The 26,530-nt window shown below is 70.7% G+C and carries 27 protein-coding genes; 13 read left to right on the forward strand and 14 right to left on the reverse strand.

The window, feature by feature from the left end:
• Positions 1 to 9: 9 nt before the first annotated feature.
• The 4 genes from ACTOWY_RS24335 to ACTOWY_RS24350 all read left to right on the forward strand — a co-directional run bounded on the left by ACTOWY_RS24335 (position 10) and on the right by ACTOWY_RS24350 (position 2,617).
• Positions 10 to 1,248: an MFS transporter gene (locus ACTOWY_RS24335; RefSeq protein WP_441311969.1), complete on the forward strand. Its 1,239-nt coding sequence runs from the start codon at positions 10 to 12 to the stop codon at positions 1,246 to 1,248.
• 41 nt (positions 1,249 to 1,289) lie between these two features.
• Positions 1,290 to 1,631, forward strand: coding sequence for an ArsR/SmtB family transcription factor (locus ACTOWY_RS24340; RefSeq protein WP_441311970.1), 342 nt, complete (start codon positions 1,290 to 1,292; stop codon positions 1,629 to 1,631).
• Positions 1,628 to 2,062: an SRPBCC domain-containing protein gene (locus tag ACTOWY_RS24345; RefSeq protein ID WP_441311971.1), complete on the forward strand. Its 435-nt coding sequence runs from the start codon at positions 1,628 to 1,630 to the stop codon at positions 2,060 to 2,062. The genes ACTOWY_RS24340 and ACTOWY_RS24345 overlap by 4 nt, the downstream gene beginning before the upstream one ends.
• 264 nt (positions 2,063 to 2,326) lie before the next feature.
• A complete protein-coding gene (locus ACTOWY_RS24350) occupies positions 2,327 to 2,617 on the forward strand; it encodes a hypothetical protein (RefSeq protein WP_441311972.1) in 291 nt (96 codons plus the stop codon).
• Between the two features lie 354 nt (positions 2,618 to 2,971).
• On the opposite strand, the gene ACTOWY_RS24355 is transcribed toward ACTOWY_RS24350, so the two are convergent.
• The 3 genes from ACTOWY_RS24355 to ACTOWY_RS24365 form a co-directional block, all read right to left on the reverse strand.
• Positions 2,972 to 3,526: a GNAT family N-acetyltransferase gene (locus ACTOWY_RS24355; RefSeq protein ID WP_441311973.1), complete on the reverse strand. Its 555-nt coding sequence runs from the start codon at positions 3,524 to 3,526 to the stop codon at positions 2,972 to 2,974.
• An 82-nt stretch (positions 3,527 to 3,608) separates the two neighbouring features.
• Positions 3,609 to 4,547, reverse strand: coding sequence for a PDR/VanB family oxidoreductase (locus ACTOWY_RS24360; protein ID WP_441311974.1), 939 nt, complete (start codon positions 4,545 to 4,547; stop codon positions 3,609 to 3,611).
• A complete protein-coding gene (locus ACTOWY_RS24365) occupies positions 4,540 to 5,166 on the reverse strand; it encodes an FMN-binding negative transcriptional regulator (RefSeq protein ID WP_441311975.1) in 627 nt (208 codons plus the stop codon). Before ACTOWY_RS24365 ends, ACTOWY_RS24360 begins: the two co-directional genes overlap by 8 nt.
• A 105-nt stretch (positions 5,167 to 5,271) precedes the next feature.
• Here ACTOWY_RS24365 and ACTOWY_RS24370 point away from each other — a divergent pair, with 105 nt between their 5' ends.
• Positions 5,272 to 6,609 carry an aminotransferase class I/II-fold pyridoxal phosphate-dependent enzyme gene (locus ACTOWY_RS24370; protein ID WP_441311976.1) on the forward strand — a complete coding sequence of 446 codons (1,338 nt, stop codon included), beginning with the start codon at positions 5,272 to 5,274 and terminating at the stop codon, positions 6,607 to 6,609.
• Between the two features lie 69 nt (positions 6,610 to 6,678).
• On the opposite strand, the gene ACTOWY_RS24375 is transcribed toward ACTOWY_RS24370, so the two are convergent.
• The 3 genes from ACTOWY_RS24375 to ACTOWY_RS24385 all read right to left on the reverse strand — a co-directional run bounded on the left by ACTOWY_RS24375 (position 6,679) and on the right by ACTOWY_RS24385 (position 11,595).
• The gene (locus tag ACTOWY_RS24375; RefSeq protein WP_441311977.1) at positions 6,679 to 9,627 is read right to left on the reverse strand and encodes an LGFP repeat-containing protein; all 2,949 of its coding nucleotides are present in this window, start codon (positions 9,625 to 9,627) and stop codon (positions 6,679 to 6,681) included.
• A gap of 197 nt (positions 9,628 to 9,824) precedes the next feature.
• Positions 9,825 to 10,970, reverse strand: a complete 1,146-nt coding sequence (locus tag ACTOWY_RS24380) for an epoxide hydrolase family protein (RefSeq protein WP_441311978.1) — start codon at positions 10,968 to 10,970, stop codon at positions 9,825 to 9,827.
• A gap of 52 nt (positions 10,971 to 11,022) precedes the next feature.
• Complete coding sequence (locus tag ACTOWY_RS24385; RefSeq protein WP_441311979.1) at positions 11,023 to 11,595, reverse strand: HhH-GPD-type base excision DNA repair protein; 573 nt, start codon at positions 11,593 to 11,595, stop codon at positions 11,023 to 11,025.
• A 30-nt stretch (positions 11,596 to 11,625) separates the two neighbouring features.
• Here ACTOWY_RS24385 and ACTOWY_RS24390 point away from each other — a divergent pair, with 30 nt between their 5' ends.
• Positions 11,626 to 12,006: a VOC family protein gene (locus ACTOWY_RS24390; protein WP_441311980.1), complete on the forward strand. Its 381-nt coding sequence runs from the start codon at positions 11,626 to 11,628 to the stop codon at positions 12,004 to 12,006.
• A 34-nt stretch (positions 12,007 to 12,040) separates the two neighbouring features.
• Here the strand turns inward: ACTOWY_RS24390 and ACTOWY_RS24395 are convergent, their stop codons facing one another.
• The gene (locus ACTOWY_RS24395) at positions 12,041 to 12,658 is read right to left on the reverse strand and encodes a TetR/AcrR family transcriptional regulator C-terminal domain-containing protein (protein WP_441311981.1); all 618 of its coding nucleotides are present in this window, start codon (positions 12,656 to 12,658) and stop codon (positions 12,041 to 12,043) included.
• 67 nt (positions 12,659 to 12,725) lie between these two features.
• Between ACTOWY_RS24395 and ACTOWY_RS24400 the strand changes: the two genes are divergently transcribed.
• Positions 12,726 to 14,114, forward strand: coding sequence for an FAD-dependent monooxygenase (locus tag ACTOWY_RS24400; RefSeq protein WP_441311982.1), 1,389 nt, complete (start codon positions 12,726 to 12,728; stop codon positions 14,112 to 14,114).
• On the opposite strand, the gene ACTOWY_RS24405 is transcribed toward ACTOWY_RS24400, so the two are convergent.
• From ACTOWY_RS24405 to ACTOWY_RS24415, 3 genes are read right to left on the reverse strand one after another with little or no spacing between them, the layout of a single operon-like run.
• Positions 14,099 to 14,488: a VOC family protein gene (locus tag ACTOWY_RS24405; RefSeq protein ID WP_441311983.1), complete on the reverse strand. Its 390-nt coding sequence runs from the start codon at positions 14,486 to 14,488 to the stop codon at positions 14,099 to 14,101. The genes ACTOWY_RS24400 and ACTOWY_RS24405 overlap by 16 nt on opposite strands.
• Positions 14,489 to 14,538: 50 nt before the next feature.
• Positions 14,539 to 15,324: an alpha/beta hydrolase family protein gene (locus ACTOWY_RS24410; RefSeq protein ID WP_441311984.1), complete on the reverse strand. Its 786-nt coding sequence runs from the start codon at positions 15,322 to 15,324 to the stop codon at positions 14,539 to 14,541.
• Positions 15,260 to 15,664 (reverse strand): hypothetical protein, encoded by a 405-nt coding sequence (locus ACTOWY_RS24415; RefSeq protein ID WP_441311985.1) that lies wholly within the window; start codon positions 15,662 to 15,664, stop codon positions 15,260 to 15,262. Before ACTOWY_RS24415 ends, ACTOWY_RS24410 begins: the two co-directional genes overlap by 65 nt.
• Before the next feature lie 69 nt (positions 15,665 to 15,733).
• Between ACTOWY_RS24415 and ACTOWY_RS24420 the strand changes: the two genes are divergently transcribed.
• Positions 15,734 to 16,108, forward strand: a complete 375-nt coding sequence (locus ACTOWY_RS24420) for a hypothetical protein (protein ID WP_441311986.1) — start codon at positions 15,734 to 15,736, stop codon at positions 16,106 to 16,108.
• Here the strand turns inward: ACTOWY_RS24420 and ACTOWY_RS24425 are convergent.
• The 3 genes from ACTOWY_RS24425 to ACTOWY_RS24435 all read right to left on the reverse strand — a co-directional run bounded on the left by ACTOWY_RS24425 (position 16,105) and on the right by ACTOWY_RS24435 (position 20,464).
• Positions 16,105 to 19,257, reverse strand: coding sequence for a UvrD-helicase domain-containing protein (locus ACTOWY_RS24425; RefSeq protein WP_441311987.1), 3,153 nt, complete (start codon positions 19,255 to 19,257; stop codon positions 16,105 to 16,107). The two genes, ACTOWY_RS24420 and ACTOWY_RS24425, sit on opposite strands and share 4 nt — an antisense overlap.
• A 37-nt stretch (positions 19,258 to 19,294) precedes the next feature.
• Entirely contained in the window at positions 19,295 to 19,645 is a 351-nt protein-coding gene (locus tag ACTOWY_RS24430; RefSeq protein WP_247756991.1) for a nitroreductase/quinone reductase family protein, read from the reverse strand.
• Positions 19,646 to 19,717: 72 nt separating this feature from the next.
• Entirely contained in the window at positions 19,718 to 20,464 is a 747-nt protein-coding gene (locus ACTOWY_RS24435) for an SDR family oxidoreductase (protein ID WP_441311988.1), read from the reverse strand.
• 116 nt (positions 20,465 to 20,580) lie between these two features.
• Here ACTOWY_RS24435 and ACTOWY_RS24440 point away from each other — a divergent pair, with 116 nt between their 5' ends.
• Positions 20,581 to 20,820 (forward strand): TetR/AcrR family transcriptional regulator, encoded by a 240-nt coding sequence (locus ACTOWY_RS24440; RefSeq protein ID WP_185004968.1) that lies wholly within the window; start codon positions 20,581 to 20,583, stop codon positions 20,818 to 20,820.
• On the opposite strand, the gene ACTOWY_RS24445 is transcribed toward ACTOWY_RS24440, so the two are convergent.
• Positions 20,805 to 21,440, reverse strand: a complete 636-nt coding sequence (locus ACTOWY_RS24445; protein WP_441311989.1) for an MSMEG_1061 family FMN-dependent PPOX-type flavoprotein — start codon at positions 21,438 to 21,440, stop codon at positions 20,805 to 20,807. The genes ACTOWY_RS24440 and ACTOWY_RS24445 overlap by 16 nt on opposite strands.
• Before the next feature lie 180 nt (positions 21,441 to 21,620).
• On the opposite strand from ACTOWY_RS24445, the gene ACTOWY_RS24450 reads away from it, so the two are divergent.
• From ACTOWY_RS24450 to ACTOWY_RS24465, 4 genes are all read left to right on the forward strand, one after another.
• The gene (locus tag ACTOWY_RS24450) at positions 21,621 to 22,802 is read left to right on the forward strand and encodes a cytochrome P450 family protein (protein ID WP_441311990.1); all 1,182 of its coding nucleotides are present in this window, start codon (positions 21,621 to 21,623) and stop codon (positions 22,800 to 22,802) included.
• Positions 22,799 to 23,551: a crotonase/enoyl-CoA hydratase family protein gene (locus ACTOWY_RS24455; RefSeq protein WP_441311991.1), complete on the forward strand. Its 753-nt coding sequence runs from the start codon at positions 22,799 to 22,801 to the stop codon at positions 23,549 to 23,551. The genes ACTOWY_RS24450 and ACTOWY_RS24455 overlap by 4 nt, the downstream gene beginning before the upstream one ends.
• Positions 23,552 to 24,438: 887 nt before the next feature.
• Positions 24,439 to 25,287, forward strand: coding sequence for a sucrase ferredoxin (locus ACTOWY_RS24460; RefSeq protein ID WP_441311992.1), 849 nt, complete (start codon positions 24,439 to 24,441; stop codon positions 25,285 to 25,287).
• 231 nt (positions 25,288 to 25,518) lie between these two features.
• Positions 25,519 to 26,514: an RNA polymerase subunit sigma-70 gene (locus ACTOWY_RS24465; protein ID WP_441311993.1), complete on the forward strand. Its 996-nt coding sequence runs from the start codon at positions 25,519 to 25,521 to the stop codon at positions 26,512 to 26,514.
• Positions 26,515 to 26,530: the final 16 nt, after the last annotated feature.

Raw genomic sequence — 26,530 nt, forward strand, 5'->3', positions numbered from 1 at the left:
CGTGCTGGTGTGGCGCAACCCGTGCTGGGCCTGGCACGTCCAGTGATCATGGGGCTGGGTGCGGGTTTTGCCAGGTTGTGGGTGGTGGGCACGGTCTCGGCGGTCGGCGATGGGGTGACGATGGTGGCCGGGCCGTTGCTGGCCGCGGCGTTGACCAGGGATCCGGTGCAGGTGGCCGGGCTGGCGGTGGCGCAGCAGTCAGCGGGGCTGGTGTTCGGGTTGCCGGGTGGGGCGCTGGTGGATCGGGTGGGGCGGCGGCGGATGCTGGTGGTGGCGGCGCTGGTGCGGTCGGTGGCGGTGGCGGTGCTGGGGCTGGTGTTGCTGGCCGGGCAGGCGTCGTTGTGGTTGCTGTACCTGGTGTTCTTCGTGGTCGGGTGTGCGGGGGTGGTGTTCGAGAACGCGGCGAGCACGCTGGTGCCCGCGCTGGTGGCGCCCGCGGGGTTGGCGCGGGCGCACGGGCGGTTGCTGGGGTCGGCCCTGGTGGGGCGGGATCTGCTGGCCAAGCCGGTGGGCGCGGTGTTGTTCGCGGTGGCGGTGTGGGTGCCGTTCCTGGTGGATGCCGGGGTGTTGTTGCTGGTGGCGGCGTTGTGCGTGCGGTTGCCGGCGGGGGTGGCTGGGCGGGGTGGGCCGCGGGGGTCGCTGTGGGCTGAGCTGGTCGGCGGGGTGCGGTGGCTGGCGCGGCACCGGGTGTTGCGGGCGTTGACGGCGGTGATCGCGGTGTCGAATGTGGCGCTGGGGGCGATGGCGGCGGTGCTGGTGCTGATCGCGCGGGAGCGGCTGGGGCTCGGGGAGGTCGGGTTCAGCCTGTTGCTGGTGGCCGTGGCGGTGGGTGGGTTGCTGGGTGGGTTACTGGCGGATCGCCTGATCGGGTGGCTTGGGGTGCCGGTGTTCCTGCGGGCGGGGTTCGCGCTGGAGGCGGTGGCGCACCTGGTGCTGGCGGTGAGCCGGGAGGTCTTCGTGGTGGCGGCGGCGCTGGTGGTCTTCGGGGGTTATCTGGTGGTGTCCTCGACGCTGGGGGCGGCGTTGCGGCAGTCGTTGGTGCCCGCTGAGCTGCTGGGACGGGTGCACAGCGGCTATCGGTGGCTGTCCGGGGCTGCGCTGCTGGCGGGGTCCGCGCTGGGTGGGGTGCTGGCACGGTATTTTGGGTTGGCCGCGCCGTTCTGGTTGGGTGCGGTGGGGGTCGGGTTGCTGATGGTGGTGTTCCCGGTGCGGGTGTTCCGGGGAGTCACACTCGCCACCACCAGGTGAATCCATTTTTGATTATATAAACCCCGTGGTATGTTGCTCATGTGCCAGCCCCATTCGAAGTACTCGCCGAACCCACCCGCCGCCGCATCCTCGACCTGCTCCTGGAACGCCCCCGCCTGGTCGGTGAGCTGACCGAGCAACTCGGCCTCACCCAGCCCGGCACGTCCAAGCACCTGCGCGTGCTGCGCGAGGCCGGCCTGGTCAACGTCCGCCCGGAGGCCCAGCGCCGCTGGTACGAACTGCGCCCGGAGCCCCTGGCCGAGATCGACGCCTGGATCGCCCCGTACCGCAAGCTCTGGACCGAGCGGCTCGGCATCCTGGAACAGCACCTCGACACCCTGCCCGAAGGCCACACCCCCAAGCCCCGCAAGGAAAACCCATGACCACCCCGCACTCCCCCGGCGACACCACCCGCCTGCCCGACGGCCGCCTCGCCCTGCGCCTGGAACGCCACCTGTCCCACTCCAGGGAGAAGGTCTGGCACGCCCTGACCACCCCGGAACACCTCAGCGTCTGGTACCCCTTCCCCGCGGTCGAACTGGACCTGCGCCCCGGCGGCGTGATCCGCTTCGACAACGGCGAGGGCGGCACCCTGGACGGCGAGGTGCTGGAGGTGGATCCGCCGAGGGTCTTCGCCTTCCGCGAGGTCGACGAGCAGTTGCGGTTGGAGCTGTTCGAGGAGCCCACCGGCTGCCGCCTGGTGCTCACGCACACCTTCGCCGAGACCGCGGGCTACGAGAACTACACCACCGGCTGGATCAACTGCCTGGACGCCCTCACCGCCAACCTCACCACCCTGTCCTCCCCCACCTGACCCGAGCCAGGCCACCCAGGCACCGGCCCTGGCCTCCGGTCCCCTCCCCCACCGCCGCCGGTCCGCGCATCCAAGCCTCGGCCACGCACCCTCCGGCAAGTCCCAGTCGCACCGGCCAGGTGCGATTCGCGGCCCCACGCCACGAGGCGGATAGTCGGGATGCCAGCAGGGAAGTTGTGATCGGTTGTCGGATCCGTTGACCAGACTGCTTCCTGGCCGGGATTCGGTGGAGATCATCGGCCGCGCTGTGAGGGGGCGGTAGCGGTGACGTGGCAGCAGTGGCAGAACTACTGGTGGCGGCTGATGTTGTTGGAGGACAAGGGCTACGAGGGCTGGGTGCCGATGCGGGCCGAACGCCCGTTGCTCAAGGTGCCCAATGCCGCCATAGCGCGGATGTCACTGGAGGCGTGGGTGGACGCGGTCCTCGAAGACGCGGCGGACAGCTTCAGCGAGTTCGACGGGGAGGTGCGGGTGGACTGCTTCACGGTGCCCGATCCGGGACCCGATGACGCTCCGGTGATCTCGAAGCAGATGCGGATCTACGAGGAGAACTGACGCAGTCACCGACTTCGTCGCCTACCCGGCGCTGCTCGCCGAGGACGTCGAGCCGCAGGAACAGGCCCGGCAGGCGGCGATCGCGGCCGGTACCGACGTGAGGCCGCCGGGATACGCTTGACGATCTCGGGCATTGGGGTGCCCGGATCCGGCTGCTGATCTTCTCGGCGAAGACCTTGTGGCACTGTGCTTTGGCTGCGACCTTGCCCGCGCGCTGCGGCACGTGCTGCCCGCGGGCACCTCGCACTGGGGTGTTCTGCGAAGCGAGTATCCGCTTCCTGCCGGCGACCGGTGACAACACCCCCGCGCGCGACGGCCTCCCGATGTGAATGTGTGTCAGCCCACCAGTGGCCTTCACCGGTGCTGAGCGCGCCATTGCGGCGCGAGCACCGACCATATCTCGAGGTCAAAGCGCTTTCCCCGGTGCAGCATGGCCTCGCGGAGCACGCCGTCGCGGGTCATGCCCAGTCGGCGGGCCACCGCGATGCTCGCCAGGTTGCCTGTCTTGACCTGCCACTCCACCCGGTGCGCGCCCCGGGTCCGCACCGCCCAGTCGATGATCGCGCGGGCGGCCTGGGTGGCCAGGCCCTTCCCGGTGCCCGCGGGCTCAAGCCAGCAGCCCACCTCGACGACTTCGTGCTTGAGGTCCATTCTGCGGAACAACACGCCGCCCACCAGGGTGTTACCGGTCCAGATGCCGTAGATCCGGCCGGTGTCGGTGGCCGCCTTGTCCGCGTACGCGCGCAACAGTGCCCGGCTGGAGTCCAGATCCGTCGCGCCGTCGGCAAGGGCGATGTACTGCCCGATGAACTCCCTGCCGCGATCGAGGTGGGCCAGGAACTCCTCGGCGTGCCACGGTTCGAGCGGGCCCAAGCGGGTGCCGTCAGGGCCAAGCGGGACCGAGAACATCACGGGCCTCCACCGGCGCTTGGGCCGGGTCGCTCGACACCAGCAGTCGGCTGGACCTTGGCCACTCCCGCTTGATGGCCGTTCACAGGTCGATGACGACGCGTCCGCGTGCCCGGGAAACGCAGGGGGTGAGCATGTCGTTCCGTTCGTCGTCGGTGAGGACCGAATCGCGGTGGTCTACGGTCCCGGCTGAGTATTCGAGGACACACGTGCCGCATTCGCCCTTTTCGCAGGAGTAGTCGATGGGCACTCCTTCCCGGAGCAGTGCCCGCAGCATGGTTTCGCGTGCTCCGACTCGCAGCACGCGGGCGGGCTCGGCGGCGAAGCGGACCTCGAAAGACTCACAGTCGGCCGGTTCCGGGTCCGCGGGCGTGAACCTCTCGCCGCGTACGCGGCCGGTGGGCCAGTCGGCTGTCGCCGTCGTGATCGCGTCCATCAGTCCCTGGGGACCGCAGTGATAGACCGTCGAGCCGGCCGGCAGGGACCGGATCAGTTCCGTCACGTTCAGGCGAACGCCTGCCGAACTGTCATACACAGTGACCCGCCTGCTCGACTCCCGCAGTGCATCGAGATACGGGGCGCTGGCCAGGCAACGCACGCAGTAGTGCGTTTCCGTCCTCGCCCCTTCGGGGAGGGCTTGCAGAAGTCCGAGAATCGGGGTCAGGCCAATGCCACCGGCGATGAAGACGTGCTGACTTGCCGAGGTGTCGATCTTCATTCCGTCGATCGGGGGTGAGATGGACAGTTGGTCACCGATCGTCAGATCGTCGTGGAAGGCCACCGAACCGCCGCGTCCATCGGCACGCCTGCGGATCGCGATCCGATACCGGGTCAGGTTGTCCGGGCAGCTGATCAGCGAGTACTGGCGCCGGACTCCCCTGGGGTGGCGGAGCTGGATGTGGGCTCCTGGAGTGAATCCGGGCAGCTTTCCGCCTGCGGCCGGGGACAACGTCAGTTCCCGGACATCGGCGGCGGGGAAATCCTCGGCCCGCACTACCACGGGGATCGCCGGGTCAGGCACTGTCCAGTCCGTTCGCTGTCATCGCCGCCGCGGTGGCTCGCTCAGTCAGAGTTCCCTTCGCCAGACCACGAACCACCCCGGAGCGATCTTCGGCGGAACGGTTCTGACTCAGCTTCGCCTTGCCGATGACGCGATCGATCCGCAGTTCCACTCCCACGATCCCCCGCAGTTGCCTGGCGATGAACTTCTCCGGGGCGTCGGTGACCTGCCACTCCGTCGGACGGCCCGCCTCGTGGCGCCTGGTCAGCGCGGTGACGTGGTCCAGCAGCCAGTCCTTGTCCTCGTGCGCCTCGAGCTGCCCGTACACGTAGAGCACCTCGTAGTTCCAGGTCGGAACCACCTTGGGGCGGACCGGTTTCGACGGGTAGTACTCAGGTGTGACATAGGCGTCCGTCCCGGGGACCACGGCCAGTGATTCGGCGTGGTCGGTGTACTTCCACTGTGGATTCGCCCGAGCGACGTGACCGACGAGCGAGTGGTTGGTTTCGTTGTACAGCAACGGTATCGACGTCACCTCAAGCCCCTCCGGCCCGGGCGTGACGAGGTGGCCGAAGGCGCGGGCGTGCAGTGCGGCCACGATCGCCTCCGCCGACAGCGCGAACTGGTCGGACAGCTCCATGGTTCTCCCTCCCGCCGAAGTCACCCGACTGCGGCCCGGTTTGTCACGTGACAAAGAGTCAAGCACAGGATTGGCGCGTTTGTCACGTGCCAATAGACTGGCGGCGTGAGTGACACAGCGGAACCACACGTGCCACCAGGCATCGCGGGCACCACCGCGGGAGAGATCTCCGGCAGCGTCCGCGACCTGGTCGATGCGGGCAGGCTCCGCCCCGGTGATGTGCTGCCCCCTATCCGGGATCTGGCGGAGGGCCTGGGGGTGCATCGCAACACCGTGGCCGTCTCCTACCGGCTGCTCGTCGCCGCCGGTGTCGCGGAGACCCGCGGTCGCCACGGCACCCTGATCCGCGCGTTGCCCGCGCTGGAAGCCGAAGGCGGGACAGCGCCCGCTGGCCAGGTCGACCTGGCCAGCGGCAACCCCGACCCCCGGCTCCTGCCTGACCTGATGGCCGCGGTGGCGACGATGTCGTATTCGGCACCGCTGTACGGGGTGTCGACCACTGACCCGGCCCTGGAGGCCTGGGCCCGGGACACGATGGGCGCCGACCTGCCGCACTCCTCGTTCGGGGTGACCGTCACCAACGGCTCCGTCGACGCCGTGGAACGACTCCTGACCGCCCGGCTCACCCGAGGTGACGCGGTGGCGATCGAGGATCCGTGCTTCCTGGCCAGCGTCGGCACCCTACGGATCAACGGCTTCCGCCCCCTGCCCGTCGCCGTGGATACCGAAGGCCCCACTCCCGATGGACTGCGGCGAGCCCTGCAAGACGGCGCCCGAGCGGTGGTGCTCACACCCCGCGCGCACAACCCGACGGGAATGAGCCGCACCGCCGCCCGCACGGCTGAGGTGCGCGCCGTACTGGCCGGCTATCCGCACGCCCTGATCATCGAAGACGACCACTTCTCAGCCATCTCCCACCAGCCCTACCACCGCCTCATCACCGAGCACACCTCCCAATGGGCACTGGTCCGATCGGTGTCCAAGTTCCTCGGACCAGACCTGCGCCTGGCCATCGTGGCCTCCGACCTCGACTCGGCAGCGCAGCTGAACGCCCGCCTGCGGCCCGGCACCACCTGGGTCAGCCACCTCCTGCAGCGACTGACCGCCACCCTGCTCACCGATCCACGCGTGGCATCGCGGCTCAGACAAGCGCGACGTGCCTACCCCCAGCGCAGCGCCACGCTCGCCGAATCCCTGGCCGACAACGGCATCACAGTCCACCCGCCGGCAGATGGCGTGAACCTGTGGATTCCGCTGGAAGCCGAGTCCTCGGCCGTCATCAAGCGCCTGGCGGACCAAGGGTGGACGGTTCGCGACGGCGCCCAGTTCGCGGCCACGCCGACGTCGTCCCACAACGCGATCCGGGTGACAACCGCCACGATCACCCCGGCGCAAGCGCGACGATTCGCCGCGGCGCTGGCGCACATACTGCGGGAGCAATGACCTCCCCGGTCAGCGGCGATCGCCCCGGCACGGGATGCCGGGGCGATCGCGGAGCAGGCAGGCCCGGGGTCAGCCGCAGGTGCCCGGGGTGATCTTCGGGTTGAGTGGGTCCCGGTAGTCCAGCGTGGTGGTGGCCTGGCATTCCGGGTGGTTGATCTCCAGGAAGCCCTCGTGGCCGCGGCTGCGCAGGATCGGGCCGGAGACCAGTGGGGCGGTGCTCCAGTGCGGCTGGGACTGGCCGTCGATGGACTTGATCAGGGTTTCGTAGTTGTCGCCGGTGTTGAGCTTGAACTGGTAGCGGTGGCCGTCGGCGGTGGTCATGACACCGGCCTCCTGGGTGCTGATCTCGTTGGTGAGGTTGGGGTTGCGCTCCCGGGTGCGGGTGTGGAAGGCGGCGAAGTCCATGGTGGTGGACTCCACGGCGTGCAGGACGCCGACCACCCCGTGCGAGGCGCTGGCCTTGTCCACGGAGTTGAGCGCGACGTAGACGCCCAGGTTGCCGCAGGCGGGGGTGTTGAGGTTGAGGAACTCCCAGCGGGCCTCGACCACGCGCTGGGCGCACTCACGCAGGAACTGCGGCACCACCAGGCGCAGGCCGCAGGCGAAGCCGCCTGCCACGCAGGTGTTGACCCGGTCGCGGTCGGCGGGGCCGCCGCTGTTGTGGAAGCCGTCGAAGCGGATCAGGTCATCGGTGCGGGTCTCCCGGCCCGGGGTGTTGCGGGTGGGCATCAGGGTGGTGGCCTGAGCGCGGCCGTAGAGCTTGCTGCCGCGGACCTCGTCCATGCCGTAGCCGCTGTTGCCCCAGATCCCGCCCGCGGTGAGCTGGAAGGACGGGGAGCTGGCGTAGATCTCCACCCCGGGCATCGCCGAGTCGGCGGAGAAGCTCAGCTTCGGGCGCGGGCCGTGCTGGAAGGAATGCTGGTAGGCGACGGACTTGTCCATGGCGCGGTGGATGGCCGCACGCGGCGGCACATAGCCAGAGACGCCGACGATGAGGGCCTCGCCGCTGAACTGGGGCGGGATGTGGTCGCCGGTGTTGGCCAGCAGGCCGGTCCAGAGCTGGAAGAAACCGGTCTGCGGGTCGGAGTTGCCCGCGTAGTAGCTCTGGTTGTCCGCATCGGCGCGGTCGGCGATGCGGCGGAACGGGCCCGCGCGGCGCAGCTGGTTGCTGCTGAGGGCGAACTTGGTGGTGGCGTAGTCGAGCACGATCTGGGCCGCGGTGCGGATGGCCGGGTCCTGGGCGTGGTCGAACAGGTTGAGCAGCGCGTTGAGTGAGTACCGCTGGTAGGGGCGGGCGTTGTACTCCATGAAGTCGTGTTTGGCGAAGGTCTGCAACTGCCGCAGCAGGTGCTCGCGCATCCCGTTGGCGGCGTTGTCGTAGCGGGCCTCGCCGGTGGCCTCGCGCAGTCGCTGGTTGCTCAGGTAGCGGGAGCTTTCGATGAGCAGCCGGTGGTTCTCGGTCTCGGGCACATCGACCAGCCCACAGACGGTGATCTTCTCGTCGTCGACCGAATGCGGTCCGTTCTCGGTGAGCAGGTGCTGCAGCAGGTGTTTGCGGGTCAGCGGGTAGAGCAGATCCCAGTACTTGCCGCTGATCACCACCAGGCTTTTGAGCACGGCGTCGTAGTCGGCGTCGCGGTGGCAGGTGGGGATGTCGTCGGTGGAGGAGCCGGTCATGTACGGGCGGGTGTGCCGCAGGGCCCGGTTGACGAGTTCCTGGCTGGGGGCCTGGTTTGCGCACTGGCTGGTCACGCCCTTGCGGCGGAGCCGGTCCAGGTGGGCCATGAACGCGATGCCGGTGTTCTCCCCTGCCTTCTCCCCCGTCGGGCTGAGCACGCTCTGGCAGGCCTGGTACTCGGTGACCAGCTCGCGGCGCTTGTCCAGGTGCTGGGGCGCCTGCGCGGGCTGGGTGGCGGTGAAGCCACGCAGGTCCACCCCGCCGGCGAAGCGGACGGTGGTCGCGGCGCGCTGGGTCCAGCCCTGTTTGCACTGCGCGCCGCCGATGCCGGTGTCGCAGCCCTGGAGTTCGACCTGGATCTCCCCCGCGACCTCGGCGTCGAAGCTGAAGTGGCCCTCGCGGCGGCGGTCCTGCCGGTATTTCACGTCGGCCTGGCGGGGATCGCGGCCGGGCTGGTACCAGCGCACGATGAAGTAGTCGTAGAAGAACCCGTCGGTGGGGCCCCACTCGAGGTAGACCCGGTTGTTCACCGAGTAGGTGGCCACCACCAGGTTGCCGCCCTGCGCTGGTGATTCGGCGAGCTGGCCGTGCGCGAAGGGCTGCACCCGGCCCTTGGGGCCATTGAACGCGGCGCCGGTGGGGCAGCCGAGTTTGCCGGTGGCGCCGCCCAGTTCCCGCCAGCGGCGGCCCAGGTTGCCCTCGACCGCGGGCCCTGGGCAGCCGGTGGGGGTGCCTGCCAGGTCGGGCAGGGTGACGCTGACCGGGATGGCCGCGCCCTGGTTGCATTTGAAGCCGGACTGGCCGGGGCGTTTGTCGCAGCCGGTGACGGTGAAGTCGTAGCGGCCGGGGCCACGGGTCAGCGGCATGGTGAAGGTGCCCCAGGTGCGCGGGCCGCCGTAGACGTCCTCCACCCGGGACAGTCCCTGGTGGAACCAGCTGATCAGGAAGCCGTCGTAGCTCCAGGGGTCGTTGGTGGGGCCCCAGTCCACGGTGACGTCGTTGTGCACCCGGTAGGCCGAGACGACTAGGTTCGGGCCCTGGTCAGGGGACCAGACGACCTCGCCGCGGTCGAAGCTCTGCTTGCGGCCGCGGCGGCCGGGCACGTCCTGTTCCGGGCCGGTCGGGCAGCCCAGCGGTCCGGCTTCGGCGTTGAGGGCGTGCCAGCGTTCGCCGATCAGGCCGCCCGCGGTGATCGCGCAGGCGAGGGCGGCGGCCGGTTGGGCCGGGGCGGGTGGTGGCGGTGTGGTGGGTGCGGCCGCGGCGCTGGGCACGAGCATCCCGGCCGCCAGCGCCGGTGCGAGCAGCAGCCCCCACCAGCGCCGCACGCGCTGTCCTGACACGGTGGTCTCCCCTTGGTCATCCCTGGGCGCGAAGTCGCGCGTCCTCCGAGTTTTCCCACCGGGAGTGCGCTGCGGCGAGGAGATGCCGTATTCCGTTTTCCGGGGAGATTCGGAATACCGGGGCGGAGCTGGGGAAAGCGGGATCTACGGGGCCGGTCCCGTGGGTGCCGGGACCGGCCCCGTAGAGGCTTACTTGATCACATCGGGAGCTGGTCGCGGAAGAAGTTCCGCACATCCGACACGAAAAGGTCTGGTTCCTCCATCGCCGCGAAATGCCCGCCGCGCGGCATTTCCGTCCACCGGGTCAGGGTCGGGAACTGCTTTTCCGCCAGGCGCCGGACCGGCTGGGTCAGGTCGTGTGGGAAGACCGCCACGGCCAGCGGCTGGGTGAGCGGGGGCTGGCTGCCCCAGCTGCGCGCGGACTCGTAGTACAGCCGGGCCGAGGAGCCCGCGGTGCCGGTGAGCCAGTACAGCATCACATTGGTCAGCAGGTGGTCGCGGTCCACCGCGTCCTCGGGCACGGACTGGGAGTCGGTCCACTCCTTGAACTTCTCCGCGATCCAGGCCAGCTGGCCCACCGGGGAGTCGGTGAGGCCGTAGGAGAGGGTCTGCGGCCGGGTGGACTGGATCTTCATGTAGCCGGACAGCTCGTCCTGGTAGCGGTTGAGCGTGGCCAGTTTGGCCAGCTCCTGCTCGGTCAGGTCGGTGACCTCGGGGTCGGGGCGGGTGATGAGCATGTTCAGGTGCACCGCGTGCACGTGCGCGGGGTCGGCGATCGCGATGGCCTGGCTGATCGCCGAGCCCCAGTCCCCGCCCTGCACGCCGTAGCGGTCATAGCCCAGGCGGCGCATCAGCTCGGCGAAGGCGGTGGCGATCCGGGTGACATTCCAGCCGGTCTCGCGGGTGGGGCCGGAGAAGCCGTAGCCGGGGATGGAGGGCAGCACCAGGTGGAAGGCGGGGCTGCCCGCGGGGGCGCCGTGGCCGCTCGGGTCGGTCAGCGGGCCGATGACGTCGAGGAATTCCACGATCGAGCCCGGCCAGCCGTGGGTCATGATCAGCGGCACCGCGTCCGGCTCCAGCGAGCGGATGTGCAGGAAGTGCAGGTGCTGGCCGTCGATCTCGGTGGTGAACTGGGGGAAGGAGTTGAGCCGCCGCTCCTGCGCCCGCCAGTCGTAGCCGTGCCGCCAGTACTCGGCCAGCTCGCGCAGGTAGTCGAGCGGGACCCCGTAGTCCCAGCCCGTGCCGGGCAGCTCCTCCGGCCAGCGGGTCAGGTCCAGCCGCGCGTGCAGGTCGTCGAGCTGGGACTGCGGGATGTCGATGCGGAAGGGGTCGATCTCGCTCATAACCCCACGCTAGCCATCGAAGAGGACACCTTCGGTCCTCTTCAGTCAGTGGTTAAGCCTTGGCCGCGGCCTTGGCCGCCTTCTTGAACTCGCGGACCTCGGTCAGGGTCACGGTGTCCACCACGTCGGCCACGCTGCGGCGCGCGCCGTCCTCGCCGTAGGCGCCCGCGGCCGCACGCCAGCCTGCCGGGGTCACGCCGCGCTGTTTGCCCAGCAGCGCCAGGAAGATCCGGGCCTTCTGATCGCCGAAGCCGGGCAGCGCCTTGAGCCGCTTGAGGACTTCCTTGCCCTCCGGCGCGCCCTCGGTCCACAGGCGTTCGACCTGGCCGTCGTAGTGTTCGACGAGGTAGCGGGCCAGCTCCTGCAGGCGCTTGCCCATCGAGCCTGGGAAGCGGTGCACGGCGGGCACCTGGGACATCACCGCGGCGAAGGCCTCGGGGTCCAGCTCGGCGATCTGCCGCACGTCCAGTTCGCCGAGCCGGTCGGCGAGCACCCGGGGGCCCTTGAACGCCTTCTCCATCGGGATCTGCTGGTCCAGCAGCATGCCGAACAGCAGCGCCAGGTGGCTCTCGGTGAGCAGGGCGTCCGCGGCCGGGTCCTGGGCCAGGCACAGCGTGCGAGTCATGGCGACAAGGATGGCAGTAGCCTCCGGCGGGTGCGTCCCTTGGGTGTGCTCCAGTGCCTCGTCCTCCACTGCCCGGCCCCGCGCCGGCTGGCCGCCTTCTACCAGGAGCTGCTGGGCGGGGAGGTCAACCGGCCCGATCGGCGCTGGGCGGTCAACGCCGACTGGTCCACGCTGCATCTGCCCGATGGCCGGGTGCTCTGCTTCCAGCGCCAGCCCGGCCACCGGCGACCGGTCTGGGGTGATGATCGGCGGCCGCAGCTGGCGCATCTGGACATCCACGTGGCCGATCTGGCCGCCGCGCACGAGCGGGTCCTAGAGCTGGGCGCGACGTTGCTGGACAGCGCGCTGGGCCGGGGCTGGCAGGTCTACGCCGATCCGGCCGGGCACCCGTTCTGCCTGCTGGGCCACTGAAACCGCCACGGGTGTGGCACCACGGCTGGGGTGGTCAGCCGGCCAGGCCGCGCACGATGAGTTCCAGGCCCTGCCGGTAGCGGCGGTCGAAGTCGCTGAACAGCTCCTTGCCCGCGGCCACCGCCAGTGGGGTCGCGGCGGCGTCCATCCGGGCGGCGCGGGCGGCGAAGTCATAGCGCGGGTCGCGTTCGGCCGGGGTGGGCTGCACGGCCTGTTCCTCGATGACGAAGCCCACGGTGAAGTGGTAGATCGTGGTCAGCCCGGAGATCGCCGCGGACAGGCTGAACCCGGCTGTGGTGAAGGTCGACAGCGCCCGTTCCATCGAGCCGTAGGCGCTGGTGTCGGTGAGGTGGGTGCCGGCGACCATGCGCGCGCCGTCGCGGTGGGCCAGCAGCGCGCGGCGCAGGGTGACCCCGGAGCGCCGCGCGATCTCCCGCCAGTCCAGGCCCTCCTCGGGGGCCTCGTAGGTGGCGCGCAGCACCTGGGTGGCCATCTCGTCGACGAGTTCCCGCTTGTTTTTGAAGTGCCAGTACAGCGCCGGGGCCTGGACCTCAAGGCGGGTGGCGATGCGGCGCAGGGTCAGCGCGTCCAGGCCGACCTCGTCGAGCACCGCCAGCGCGGTGCGCACCACAGTCTCGCGATCCAAAGCCATGCTTGACAGCTTAACGCCGTTCAAGCAACCTTAACGCCGTTAAATTTAACGACGTTAAGGAGTTGTCATGGACCCCGTGCTGATCGTGGGCGCCGGACCCACCGGCCTGACCCTGGCCGTCGACCTGGCCCGCCGCGGCCTGCCGTTCCGCCTGGTCGAGGCCAGGACCGAACCCTTCCCCGGCTCCCGCGGCAAGGGCATCCAGCCCCGCACCCAGGAGGTCTTCGAGGACCTCGGCGTGCTGGACGCGCTGTTCGCCCACGGCGGGCCGTACCCGGTGATCCGCGCCTACCGTGGCCGCGAGGTGCTCGGGGACCAGCGCATCGACGAGCCGCGTGAACCGACCGAGCAGGTGCCGTATCCGAACATCCTGATGAGCCCGCAGTGGCGCACCGAGCAGCTGCTGCGCGACCGGCTGGCCGAACTGGGCGGCCGGGTGGAGTTCGGCACTCCGCTGACCGGGTTCACCCAGGACGCCGAGGGTGTCACCGCGACCGTGGGCGGCCACTCGATGCGGGCGGCCTACCTGGTCGGCGCGGACGGCGGCCGCAGCTTCGTGCGCAAGAGCCTGGGCGTGGACTTCCTCGGTGAGACCCTGGAGACCCAGCGGATGCTGGTCGGCGATATCCGGCTCACCGGTCTGGACCGCGAGTTCTGGCACGCCTGGCCCGGTGAGTCCGGGGCGCTGGCCCTGTGCCCGCTGCCCGGCACCGACACCTTCCAGATCTACGCCCCGACCCCTGGCGAGGGCGCCGAGCTGCCCACCCTGGCCGCGCTGCAGGACCTGGTCAGCGCCGCCAGTGGCCGGGAGGAGCTGCGGCTGACCGAACTCGTGTGGCTCTCGCTGTACCGGGCCAACGTGCGCATGGTCGACCGCTTCCGCCTCGGGCGGGTGTTCCTGGCCGGGGACGCCGCGCACGTGCACTCCCCCGCCGGTGGTCAGGGCCTCAACACCGGCGTGCAGGACGCCTACAACCTCGGCTGGAAACTGGCCGCCGGATCCGAGGAGCTGCTGGCGAGCTACGAGCGGGAACGGCTGCCGGTGGCCGCGGCGGTGCTGGGCCTGAGTTCCCGCCTGGTCCAGCGCGACGCCACCGAAGGCATGCGGCGCGGTAAGGAAACCCACCAGCTCGACATCAGCTATCGCGGCGGACCCCTGGCTCCCACCGGGGTCGAGACGGCGACTGGCCTCGCGCCCGGGGACCGCGCGCCGGATGCCCGGCTGGTCGACGGCGGCCGGTTGTTCGAGCTGTTCCGGGGCCCGCACCAGACTCGGTTGATCTTCGGCGGGTCACGGCCCGGCGCGGACAGTCCTGGTGAGCGCAGCGTGGTCATCACCGAGGACTCGGTCCGCGCGATCTACGGCGTGCCGGTGGGCTCGACCGTGCTGGTCCGCCCGGACGGCTACCTCGGCGCGATCGAGGTTCCGGCGCTGTCCGGTCAGGGCGCGGGCTGATAGGTGCCGAAGCACCAGACGTTGCCCTCGGCGTCGGTGACCGCGTACTCCCGCGAGCCGTAGGGCTGGTCGGTCAACGGCATGCTCACCTGCGCACCGGCCGCGACCGCCTTCCTGTGGTGGGCGTCCGGATCGGCCACGGCCAGGTAGAGCACCGAGCGGCCGGTGTCGAACGGGCTGGGCTCGGCCGAGCGCTGGCCGATCATGATCATCCCGTTGCCCCAGGACAGTTCGGCGTGGCTGATCACGCCCTCGGGCGAGCGGGAGACCATCTTCTCGCCGAAGCCGAGTACCGAGGTCAGGTAGGCGACCGCGGCATCGGCGTCGGTGTAGCGCAAGGTCGGGTAGATGCTGGGCAGGTTCGGATCGGTCATGGCTCTGACGGTAGGCCCGCTGCCGGGTGATCGCTTGAACGAATGGCAGCTCAGAGGTGGCGGCGGAACCACGTGGTCAGGCTGGCGTCGACCACGCGGGCCAGGGGCAGCTGGGGTGCGGGTTCGATGCCGGGTTCCTCGGCCAGTGGGTGCGCCAGGCCGGGGATGGAGAGCAGTTCGGCTCGTTCACCGGCCGCCTCGGCGAGTTCGAGCGCGTCGGCCCGCAGTGCCGGGTGATCCAGTTCGCCGCTGACGACCAGCAGCGGCGCCCGCCCGGCGAGAACCTTGGCCCTGGGGATGAAGTCCAGGCTGTCGACGGCTTTTGTGGACTGCTCGTCGTAGGGGTAGTCGCCGGGGAACAGGTCGACGACCGAGCGCATCCGGATGGCGGCGTTGACCACGGCGGCGGCGAAGACCGGGGTGTCGGTCTCGGCGAGGATCCGCAGTGCGACCGCCCCGCCCAGCGAGCCGCCAAGCACCCCGATCGGGCCGTCGGTCACCGGCAGCTGCTCGCGGAGCGCGGCGAGGGCGGCCGGGAACTCCTCGGTCGCCTGCTGCACGAAGGCGTACAGGAAGGACATCAGCGGGTCTTCGCGGATCAGCGCCAGGCCGGCGTCCATGCTGCCGTCGACCATCCGCGCCCCGCACATCGGCATGCCCAGGTGCACCCGCCAGGCGGGCAGTTCGTGCATGGGCAACGCGGCGGCGAAGGCGGCGTCGGAGCGGGGCGCGTCCAGCATGTGCCAGGTGACGATCAGCGGCGCCGGGCCGTCAGTGGCCGGGGGCAGGGCGGTGTACGGCACGCCGGCGGCCGTGCCCGTGATCGGTGAGTGCATGCGGCCACCGTAGGTCCAGGGCTGTGCGCCCGGGATCGGTTACGCCACCAGCGGAATCGCCTGGTTCAGCGCGGCGGGGCCCACCCGCTGCCCGGCGGGGTGGGGAGTGGCTGGACCGGCGGGCGGGTCCGGCCGCGGTGCCGGGCACCACCGCGGCGAAGCCGATGGCGCTGAGCACGTGCACGATGCCGGTCTGGATCTGGGTCGAGCTGGACGGGCTGTACCCGGGCCCGGAGCAGATCCCGCCTTTGCACACCGTCGGCTGCGTCGCCGCGCACCCGGCGGCGCCCAGCAGCACCGTTGTGGTGAGCACGGTCGCGGACATCCAGCCTCGCCGCATCGGGACCCCTCCCCCTCGTCTGTGGCTACCGTGCCTGACGTTAACCACGGAGCAGGGGGAGGGGTCCCGATGGACACAGCGGTGCGCACGCCACGGGGGCTGACCGTGGCCAGGGTGATCATGTTCGCCCAGGCGGTGGCCACGCTGGGCGCCTGGGTGGTGCAGTTGCTGACCATCTCCACCCGCCTCGACCACGGTCAGACCGTCTCCGGGTTCGCCTGGGTGGTGGTCGTGGCCAACCCGCTGATCGCGCTGCTGGTGTTCCTGGCCGCGCTCCGACTGATCGCCAGCCCGGCCTGGGCGCGGCCGCTGGCGGTGACGATGCAGGTGGTCGGCATGGTCACCGCGGCGATCACCGTGTTCACCGGCTTCTACCAGGGCATGCTCGCGATCGGGCTGGCCATCGCGGTGATCGTGCTGATCAGCCGCCACCCGGCCGACTAGAACAGGCTGATCTGCCGCGGTTTCCGCTTGCGCGGCACCGCGTCACCGTGCCGTTCCAGCAGGTCCGGGCCAAGCACCGCCAGGAACGGGGAGACCGGCAGGTTCCGGTCCGCGCCGTGGCGGTGCCGCTGGGCGGCGTGGCTGAGGTAGAGCCGATCCTGGGCCCTGGTCATGCCGACGAAGAACAGCCGCCGCTCCTCGTTGACGTGCTCGGCGTCCAGGCCGGTCGCGCCCTGCCAGCGCAGCGGCAGCAGACCGTCCTCACAGCCGATGAGGAAGACCACCGGGAACTCCAGGCCCTTGGCCGCGTGCAGGGTCAGCAGCGAGACCCGGTCAGCCCTCGGGTCCATCGAGTCGACCTCCGCGCCCAGGGACAGCTCGGTGCGGAAGGCGTCCAGGTCGTGTTCGTGCGCCCGGCTCAGCGGGGCCAGCAGGTCCAGCGCGGTGTGGATGTCCACCGCGCGTTCGTCCAGCTCGGCCGCCGGGATCCGGCTCAGCGCGGTCTCGGCGGCGGCCCGCACCCTGGCCGGGACGTCGGTGGCCTGCTCCGGGCTGACGAAACTCAGCTCGCGCAGGATCTCCGCGACGCCGGGACGGTGCAGCAGCCGGTCGTGCGAGCGTTTCTGGAACGGCACCCCGGCCCTGGTCAGCGCCTCCACCACGGCGCGGGCCTGGCTGTCGGTGCGGTAGAGCACGGCGAAATCGCTGAAGGACAGACCGCCGTCGCCATCCCCCTGGACCCGGCCGCTGTCCAGGGAGTGGAAGGAGGAGCCGCCGAGCAGCTGGTCGATGGTGCGGGCGAGGAAGGCGGCCTCGGTGGTCTCGTCGGCGGCGGTGTGCAGGCCGATCAACGCGTGCTCGGCGTGGCTGCCGCAGGCGAGCAGTTCCCGGCCTGGCACCAGGGTGGTGGGTTCGATGGCCTGGCGGGCGCCGGTGATGATGTGCTTGCCGGAGCGGTAGTTGCGGGTCAGCTGCACGGTCGCCGCGCCGGGGAAGTCCTGCCGGAAGCGCAGGAAGAAGCCGACGTCGGCGCCGCGGAAGCGGTAGATGGCCTGGTCGGGGTCGCCGATGGCGGTCAGATTGGCCCGCTCCCCCGCCAGCAGCCGCAGCAGCCGGTACTGGAGTTCGTCCACGTCCTGGTACTCATCCACCGAGATCCACCGGTACCGGTCACGGTACGACTCGGCCAGTTCCTCATCGGCTTCGAGCAGGGCGACCGGCTGGGTGATCAGGTCGTCGAAGTCGACCAGGTCCCTGGCGCGCAAGGTCTTGGTGTAGCGGTCGCGCAGGTCCGCGTCCCACTCGGTCTTGCCGTCGAGGAGTTCGCGGGCGGTCTTCTCCGCGCCGGTGACCTCGGTGAGGATCGCGAGCTGTTGCTCGGTGCCCGCGATGGTGAAGTTGGCCGACAGGCCGAGGCGTTCGTGCAGCTCACGCAGGAAACGCACACCCAGCGCGTGGAAGGTGCAGATGGTCAGCCGCCCGGCGTGCCCTGGCGCGAGGGCGGCGAGTCGTTCGCGCATCTCCTCGGCGGCGCGGCGGGTGAAGGTGATCGCCAGGCACTGTTCCGGTGGCACGTCGTGCGCGGTGATCAGGTGGGCGAGGCGGTGGGTGAGGGTGCGGGTCTTGCCGGTGCCGGGTCCGGCGATGATCAGCAGCGGGCCGCCAAGGCGTTCGGCGGCGGCGCGCTGGTCGGGGTCCAGGCCGTCGAGCAGGGACGGCGCGGCACTGGGATCGGGCTCAGTGGCGGCTTCGACCACGAGGGTGGCGGGCTCGGCCAGCTCGGGTTCCGGCGCGGCGAACAGCACCGGTTCCGGGTCGGCGCGGCGGACCGGTGCGGTGCGTTCCGGTGCGAAGAGGGAGTCCTCGAACAGGGCGAAGGTGCTGGCCTCATTGCGGCGGCGCAGTTCGCCCGGCTCGAACATCCGGATCACGCCGTACTCGCCGTCGAAGCCGGAATCGCGGAAGACCTTGCCCTGCCGCAACCGGCCGATCGCCTCGCCCAGCAGCTCGTGCTGTTCGGCGATCAGGTGCAGCGGCACCTCGTCCAGGATGGCCAGTTCCGGGCCGAGCGCGGTGGTCAGCGCGTTCAGCGCGGTCTGCACCTTCTTCGACTTCGGCCCGACCCCGACGATCTCGCTCATGATCTCCGGCAGCGGCACCAGGTTGCGGAACCCGGCCGCGCCCTCGGGCCGGAAGCCCAGCGGCCGGTCGGCCAGGTCGTTGATCCGGCTCAGCACGCCGACGGTGAGCGGCTTCTTGCACTCCGGGCAGCGGCCTTCGTGCGCGCGGGTCTGCGCCGGGTCGAAGCGCACCTCGCATTTGCGGTGCCCGTCGAGGTGGTACTTGCCCTCCTCGGGGAAGAACTCCACGGTCCCGGCGAAGCCCTCGCCGGTCTTCAGGGCGCGGCGCAGCGCGAAGTAGTCCAGGCCGGTGTCGAAGACGGTGGCCTCCCGGCCCAGCATCGGCGGGGAGTGCGCGTCGCTGTTGCTGACCAGGCGGTACTTGTCCAGGCCGGAGACCTGCCAGTTCATCTCCGGGTCGCTGGACAGGCCGGTCTCCACCGCGAAGATGTGCTGGGCCAGGTCGAGGTAGCAGTCCTCGATGGCGTCGAAGCCGGATTTGGAGCCCAGCACCGCGAACCACGGCGTCCACACGTGCGCCGGCACCAGGTAGGCATCCGGGCTGGCCTCCAGGGTGATCTCCAGGAGGTCGCGGGAGTCCAGGCCGAGGATGGGGCGGCCGTCCGAGCCGAGGTTGCCGATCTTGCCAAGGCGCTGGTTGAACCGGGCCGCCGCCTCAAGGTCCGGCATGTAGATGAGGTGGTGGACCTTGCGGGTCTTGTCACCGCGCTTGTAGATGGTGGAGATCTCCACCGAGAGCATGAACCGGACGTCGGTGCCCGCGCAGCTGGTCGGCAGGGTCCGGTTGATGTCGCGGTCGAGGTCGGGTTTGAGCCGGTACAGCCCGGGTTCGGCGGGCTCCAGGGTCTCGGTGAGGTGCGCGTACCAGGCGGGGTGGGTGAAGTCGCCGGTGCCGACCAGGGCGATGCCCTTGCGTCTGGCCCACCAGGTCAGGTGTTCCAGGTCGCAGTCGCGGCTGCAGGCGCGGGAGTACTTCGAGTGGATGTGCAGGTCAGCGTAGAAGCGCACACGGCGATCTTGCCAGCCCGCACCGACACCCTCGTCTTCAGACTTCCCGACGGCGCAACGTGATCACCGGGATCGTCCTGGCCCCGGCCCTGACCTGGTACTCCGCCAGCGCGGGGGTGCGGCGGACCGCGGTGGACCAGATCCGGTACCGCTCCGGGCCGGTGGTGACCGCGGCGACGGCGGGGAAGGTCTCGCCGTCGAGTTCGACGGTGACCTCCGGGTGGGTGAGGACCTGGTGGAACCAGTCCGGGTGCTGGGGCGCCCCACCGACGGCGGCGAAGACGACCAGCCGGTCACCATCGGTGTGGTAGGTCAGCTTCGGCCGTTCCGGGCCCGCGGCGAGCGTCAGCGTGCGCTCGGCGGCGTTCGCGCTGCTCAGGTAGGTCATGGCGGCAGCGTAGGCGGGGGTCCTGACGTCGCGCTTACCGCGAACACAACGCCGGGACAGCCCGTTGAATGTCTACAGTCCGCCCGCCACCCGGACCACCGCACCCGTGGTGAAGGAGGAGTCCGGGCCCAGCAGCCAGGCGATGGCCGCCGCGATCTCCTCCGGCTCGCCGGGCCGCCCGGCCGGGATGCGTCCGGCCAGGCGTTGCGGGCGGTCCGGATCGCCCATGGCGGCGTGGATCTCGGTCTGGATGATGCCAGGGGCGACCGCGTTGACCCGGATGCCCTCGGGCGCGAGTTCCTTGGCCAGGCCCACGGTCATCGAGTCCACCGCGCCCTTGGTCGCGGCGTAGTGCACGTACTCGTTGGGGCTGCCCAGGGTGGCCGCGGCCGAGGAGATGTTCACGATCGCCCCGCCCGCGCCGCCCGCGGAGGCGGCCATCTGCCGGGCGGCGCGCTGGGCGCAGAGCAGGTAGCCGACCACGTTGACCTCCACCACCCGGCGCAGGGTGTCCCCGGACAGGTCGGCCAGCCTGCCCAGCGGTCCGGTGATGCCGGCGTTGTTGACCAGCCCGGTGACCACGCCCAGTTCCTGTCCTGCCAGGTCGAAGAGCCGGTCCACGTCGGCTTGCACGGTGGTGTCCGCGCGCACCGCCACACAGCGGCCGCCAGCGCCCGCGATCTCCCTGGCCAGTTCCTCGGCCGGTCCGCTGGCCTGGACGTAGCTGATGGCGACCCGGTGACCGTCGGCGCTGAGGCGGCGGGCGGTGGCCGCCCCGATGCCGCGACTGCCCCCGGTGATCACGGTGACGGGTGGCATGGCTGCTCCAATCGGTTGCGCGCCTGGGCGCCTGGTGTCAAGACCGAAACACAACGGTTCTGCTGGTGCACGTTTTGCGTAGTTTGGGACTGGCTTGTCTCAGGCACACTCATGTGATGACGCCTGGGGGCCAGCAACCACGCCGGCCGGGTCGCCCGGCCAGGTTGACACGAGAGGCGGTGGTCGCCGCCGCGGTGGCCATTGCCACGGAGGAGGGGCTCGCGGGGGTGAGCATGCGCCGGGTCGCCGAGCGGATGCGCTGCTCTCCGATGGCCCTGTACCGCCACATCAAGGACAAGGAGGAACTGGTCGAACTGGTGCGCACCCGCTTACCCGATGATCACTCCAAGCGGTAGAGCAGGCTCTCCCGCTGGCTCTGCTCGACCATCGCGATGGTGATCTCGGGCGAGCGCAGGTGCGCGTGGGTGACCTCGGCCGGAGTGGGCTGGGCGCTGGGATCCGGCCAGCCCTCCGGCTGCCAGGCCTTGGAGCGCACGAACGCCTTGGGGCAGTGCGCGTAGACCTCCTCGGCCCGCAGCACCAGCGCACTGACCGGGGGCTTGCCGACGGCGGTGAGGGAGTCCAGGAGTTCTGGGCGGGCGCTGAGGCAGGCGGCGCCGTTGATCCGCAGGGTCTGCCCGCGGCCGGGGATGACGAAGAGCAGCCCGGCCCGCCCGGTCTCCAGCACGTTGTGCCAGGTGTCCAGGCGTTTGTTGCCGGTGGCGTCCGGGATGGCCAGGTGCTTGTCGTCGAGCACGGTGACGAAGCCTGCCGGGCCGCCGCGCGGGGTGACATCGCAGTCGCCCGCCGCGCTGGCGCTGGAGATGAACACCAGCGGGGAGCAGGCGATGAACCGGCGGGCCATCTCGTCGATCTCGCTGATCTGCTTGCGCGCGGCCAGCGGGGAGGGCGCCTCGTAGAGCGAGCGCAATGCCTCGGGTGAGCGGATGGCGTCGGTGAACAGGTCCCCAGTCATGCCGCCCAGGCTAGCCGCGGATGATCGGATGGCACGTGCCGGTTTCCCGCGCAACCCGACTCCGCCCAGGACCACAAGATCGGGTGGTCTTGCGCCGGATGCCCGCCCGGATGCGTTTCGATCGCCGTGAGCGGACCCGCCTCGGGGTCGATCGCAGGAGCGAAAGGCGCCGACGCGCAGATGACCGACGTCCTGGTGCAGGCGAGCCCACCCGCCGAGCTGCTGACCCGCCGGGCCAGTGATCCCTACCCGTACTTCCGCTGGCTGCGCGAGCACGCCCCGGTCTTCGCCGAACGCAAACGCGACGGCCGCCTCATCTGGCACGTCTCCCGCCACGACGACGTCCGCGCCCTGCTCGGCGACGAGCGCCTGAGCAAGAACCCCGGCACCGTCCCCGGCTACCGGCCGGGACCAGAGGGGCTCAACAAACACCTCGTGCACGCCGACCCACCCGAGCACACCCGGCTGCGCCGCCTGGTCAGCACCGCGTTCCTGCCCCGCCGGATCGCCGCGCTGGAACCCTTCGTCCAGCGCACCGCGGAGGACCTGCTGGACCGGATCGACCCGGACACCGGAACCGACCTCATCGCCGAGTTCGCGCTGCCGCTGACCTTCACCCTGATCTGCACCATCCTGGGCGTGCCCGAGCACCTGAACACCCCCGCGACCCGCACCCTGCTCACCAACACCGTGGTGCCCACCGCCGGACACCGCACCGACGACCGGCTCCGGGCCTTCCTCACCGAACTCATCGCGCACAAACGCCAGCAGCACACCGGCGAACTCGACCTGCTGGGCGCCCTGGTCGGCGCGCGGGAACAGCTCTCCGAGGAGGAGCTGGTCAGCACCGCCTACCTGCTGCTGCTCGTCGGCCACGACACCACCGTCAACCTCATCGGCAACGGCATGCTCGCCCTGCTCCGCCACCCCGGCCAGCTCCAGGCGCTGCGTGCCGACCCGGCGCTGATCGGCACCGGCCTGGAAGAGCTGCTGCGCTACGACTCCCCGGTCCGCGACGCCACCTTCCGGGTGGCCGCCCAGCCGATCCGCCTGCACGAGCGCCTCATCCAGCCCGGCGACATCGTCAGCCTGCTGATCGGCTCGGCCAACCGGGACCCGTCCCACTTCCCCGATCCCGACCGCCTGGACCTGACCCGAGACCCCAACGACCACCTCGCCTTCGGCCGCGGCCCGCACTTCTGCATCGGCGCCGCACTGTCCAGAATGGAGGGTGCGCTCGCGGTGAACCTGTTGCTGCACAAGCTGGGCGAGATCCGCCTGGCCGCCCCCGAGCACGAACTGCGCTGGCGCCCCTCCCGCGTCATGCGCGGCCTGGAAAGCCTGCCGGTGGTACGCCGATGACCGTCGACACCGAGACCGTGCACACCGTCCTGGTCATCACCCTCAACCGCCCCCAGGCCCGCAACGCCATCAACCACGCCACCGCCGTAGCGGTCAGCGCCGCCCTGGACCGCCTCGAGTCCGACCCCGGCCTCACCGCCGCCGTCCTGCACGGCGCCGGCGGCCACTTCTGCGCAGGCATGGACCTACGCGCCTTCGCCGCAGGCGAGGACATCCCGGTGATCGGCGACCACGGCCTGGCCGGCCTGACCCGCCGCCCCCTCACCAAGCCCATCCTCGCCGCCGTCGAGGGCTACGCCATGGCAGGCGGTTTCGAGCTGGCCCTGTCCTGCGACCTCATCATCGCCGCCCAGTCAGCCCAATTCGGCCTCCCGGAGGTCAAACGCGGCCTGATCGCCGGCGAAGGCGGCGTAACCCGCCTCCCCCAGCACCTCCCCCACCACATCGCCATGGAACTCCTCCTCACCGGCGACCCCCTGCCCGCCACCGCGGCGGCGAGTCACGGCCTGGTCAACCGAGTGGTGCCCGACGGCGAAGCGCTGGCCGTGGCGCTGGAGCTGGCGGCCCGGATCAGCCGGAACGCGCCGCTCGCACTGGCCGCGGTGAAACAGATCGTGCGTCCGGTGCTTGAGAGGGACGCGTTCGCGATCCAGGATCCTTGGTATCACAAGGTTTCGGGGTCGATGGATGCCCGGGAGGGGGCGGCGGCGTTCAGCGAGAAGCGGGCGCCGCGGTGGCGGGGCTGTTGATGGGGTGGCTCTGATGGGGTGGCTTGATTGGGGGCAGGCTGCTGATCGGCTGGGCGCTGTTGATCGGCTGGCAGGAGTGGCTGGCCGCTGACTGGCAGCAAGCTCGATTCGCCGACCCGACCCGGCCCGGCCCGGCCCGAACAGGACTGGTCAGGCGCGGTCCGGCCTGGTCTGGTCTGGTTGGGTCTGGCCCAGCGCGGTCCGACGCGGTTTCGAGGCCAGGGCTCGCGGCAGGTTCGAGACTGGGGCCCGCGGCAGGCTTTCTCGGCTCGACCGTCCTGCTGGGCTCCGGCTCCGCGGGGTTCCGCTCTGCTGGGGTTCGGCACACTTTCGGCGGAAGGCCGAGGATGCGGCGGGTGTGGATAAGTCCAGCGGACTGGCGAGTTCCGGCTGGTCGAGGCGGTAAAGTGAGGGCTGGTCGCGGCTGGTCCGCCAGGCGCGTTGGATCGCGAATGACCCGATCGAGCGACAAGATCCACACGCCAAGGCAACCAAAACAGCCGTTTCCGCGTTCCGCAGAGGAACGGTGGCGGCGGCGGACCCCGGCACGGGACGGATCAGGACCTCACGGGCACTGGCCGACCTCACGGCCACCGGCCAGAGTCAGAGGCACCGGTCGGAGCCACTGGTCGGAGCCAGAGGCAACCGCCAGGCAACCGATCGGGGCCAGGGGCATCCGTCGGGCAGCGGCCGGGTCGGGCAGGACGACACCAGCCCGCCGGATCGAAGAGGTCGGGCCAGCGAGCGCGCCGGGCAGGCGGGCGCGGGGCATGCGGGGCCCGGCCCGGCCCGGCCCGGAGCCGACGCCGGTCGCCCGACACCCGGCACCTGTCGCCGACAGTGCACACTGGCATCGTGACCAGCGAGAACACCGTCACGGAGCGCGCATGACCGGCTGCGCGGCGTGGCTGGCCGAGCCGGTGGCGGCCACCGGGCCGACTGCCGCGACCTGGCTCTGCCTGGAGCAGCCTGGGCCGTGGGGACGTAAGGCGCTGCTGGAGAGTCGGCTTGATCCGGGGCTCGGGGCGGAGCTGATCCGGCGCAGTGAGGGCACCGGGGTCAAGGTGTTGTTGATTCGCTCGCCTGGGCGGAGCGACCCCGCGCGGCCGCGGCGGGTTTTCCTGGCGCGGACCGCGCCCGGCGCGACCACCCTGCACACCGCCACCCTCGCCGACCCGCGTGAGTTGCTCGACCTGGACTTCGCCGACCCCCGCCTGGGCGAGCCCACCGCCGAGCCGCTGCTGCTGGTCTGCACCAACGGCCGGCGCGATCGGTGTTGCACCCAGCTGGGCCGGCCCATCGCCGAGGAACTCGACCGGGGGTTCCGGCCCGCGGTCTGGGAGTGCAGTCATCTTGGCGGGCACCGGTTCGCGCCCACCGGGCTGGTGCTGCCCACCGGGTACAGCTACGGCCGCCTCGATCTGGCCACCGCCCAGGCCGCGTTGCTGGGGGCGCGCAAGGGGCAGGTCGAGATCGTGGGGTTGCGGGGGCGGAGTACGTGGAGTCGGCGGGGGCAGGCCGCGGAACTCGCGGTGCGGGAGGTCTCCGCCGAGCTGGATCCGGATGCGCTGACGGTGTTCGAGGAACAGGATGAACCGGTTCGGGTCGAGCACCTAGACGGGCGGCGGTGGCTGGTGGAGGTCGTGGAACGGCCTTTGCCCGCGGCGCCGGCCAGTTGTGGTGAGGAACCCGCGCCTCGGTCCGCCTTCGCGGCGGTCGGGCTGCGGCCGGTCTGAGCGCGGCGGCCGGTCTGAGCGTGGCCTGGCCGGGCGCGATCGGCCCGCACCCGGGTGAGGTTGGGGCCGAGCGTGGGCTGAGATGGGTCTGCACCCCGGCCGAGTCGGGCTTGCGCCCGGGCTGAGTGGGCTTGCACCCGGGCTGACCTGCGCGGAGATTACTTTTTGGGTGTGGGCCGGTCATAACTGGTGACGCGCCGAACAGCGGCGCGGGTAACCCGGGGAGGCGTTGTGGACGTCGCGGTCACCATGAACGAGCAGGACTTCGGACAGCTCGTCGAACGGCACCGGCACGAGCTGCGGGTGCACTGCTACCGGATGGTCGGCTCCTTCGAGGAGTCCGAGGATCTGGTCCAGGAGACCTTCCTGCGGGCCTGGCACCGCAGGGAGACCTACCAGGGGCGGGCCACGTTGCGGGCCTGGCTGTACCGGATCGCCACCAACGCCAGCCTGGACGCCATCGCCAAGCGGCCCGCCCCGCAGCAGACCGCGGTGGCCGATCCGGAACTGGCCACTACCAGTGAGGTGTCCTGGCTGCAGCCCTACCCCGATCAGCTGCTGGAGCTGGCCGCGCCCGCCGCGGACGAACCCGACGCCGTGGTGGTGGCACGGGAGACCATCGAACTGGCCTACCTCACCGCGCTGCAGCACCTGCCGCCCCGCCAGCGGGCCGTGCTGATCCTGCGTGATGTGCTCGGCTGGGCCGCCGCCGAGACCGCCAAGGCCCTGGACACCACCGTCGCCTCGGCCAACAGCGCCCTGCAGCGTGCCCGCGCCACCCTCAAGGACCACCTGCCCCGGCGGCGCGCGGACTGGACCGTGCCCGCCGAACCCTCCGCCGAGGAACGAGACATCCTGGCCCGCTTCATCGCCGCCACCGAATCCGCCGACATGACCGCGATGGCCCAGCTGCTGCACGCCGACGCGCTGCACACGATGCCGCCGCACCCGTTCTCGATGCGCGGCCGGGACGAACTCATCGCGCAGTGGAGCCTCGTCATGCCCGGCGGCTCCGACTCCTGGGGCCAGTGGGCCGCGCTGCCCACCTGGGTCAACCGGCAGCCCGCGGTGGCCAACTACGTGCTCAAGCCCGGCGCGACCGAGTACACCGTGGCCGCACTGGACGTGCTGCGGGTGGAGGACGGGCTGGTCGCCGAGGTGGTCACCTTCGAGGGGAAGTTGATCACCGCCTTTGGTCTGCCCGCGACGCTGCCGATCACCCGGTAAGCCCAGACGAAGGTCA

This window comes from Crossiella sp. CA198 (assembly GCF_052078295.1).
GTDB lineage: Bacteria > Actinomycetota > Actinomycetes > Mycobacteriales > Pseudonocardiaceae > Crossiella.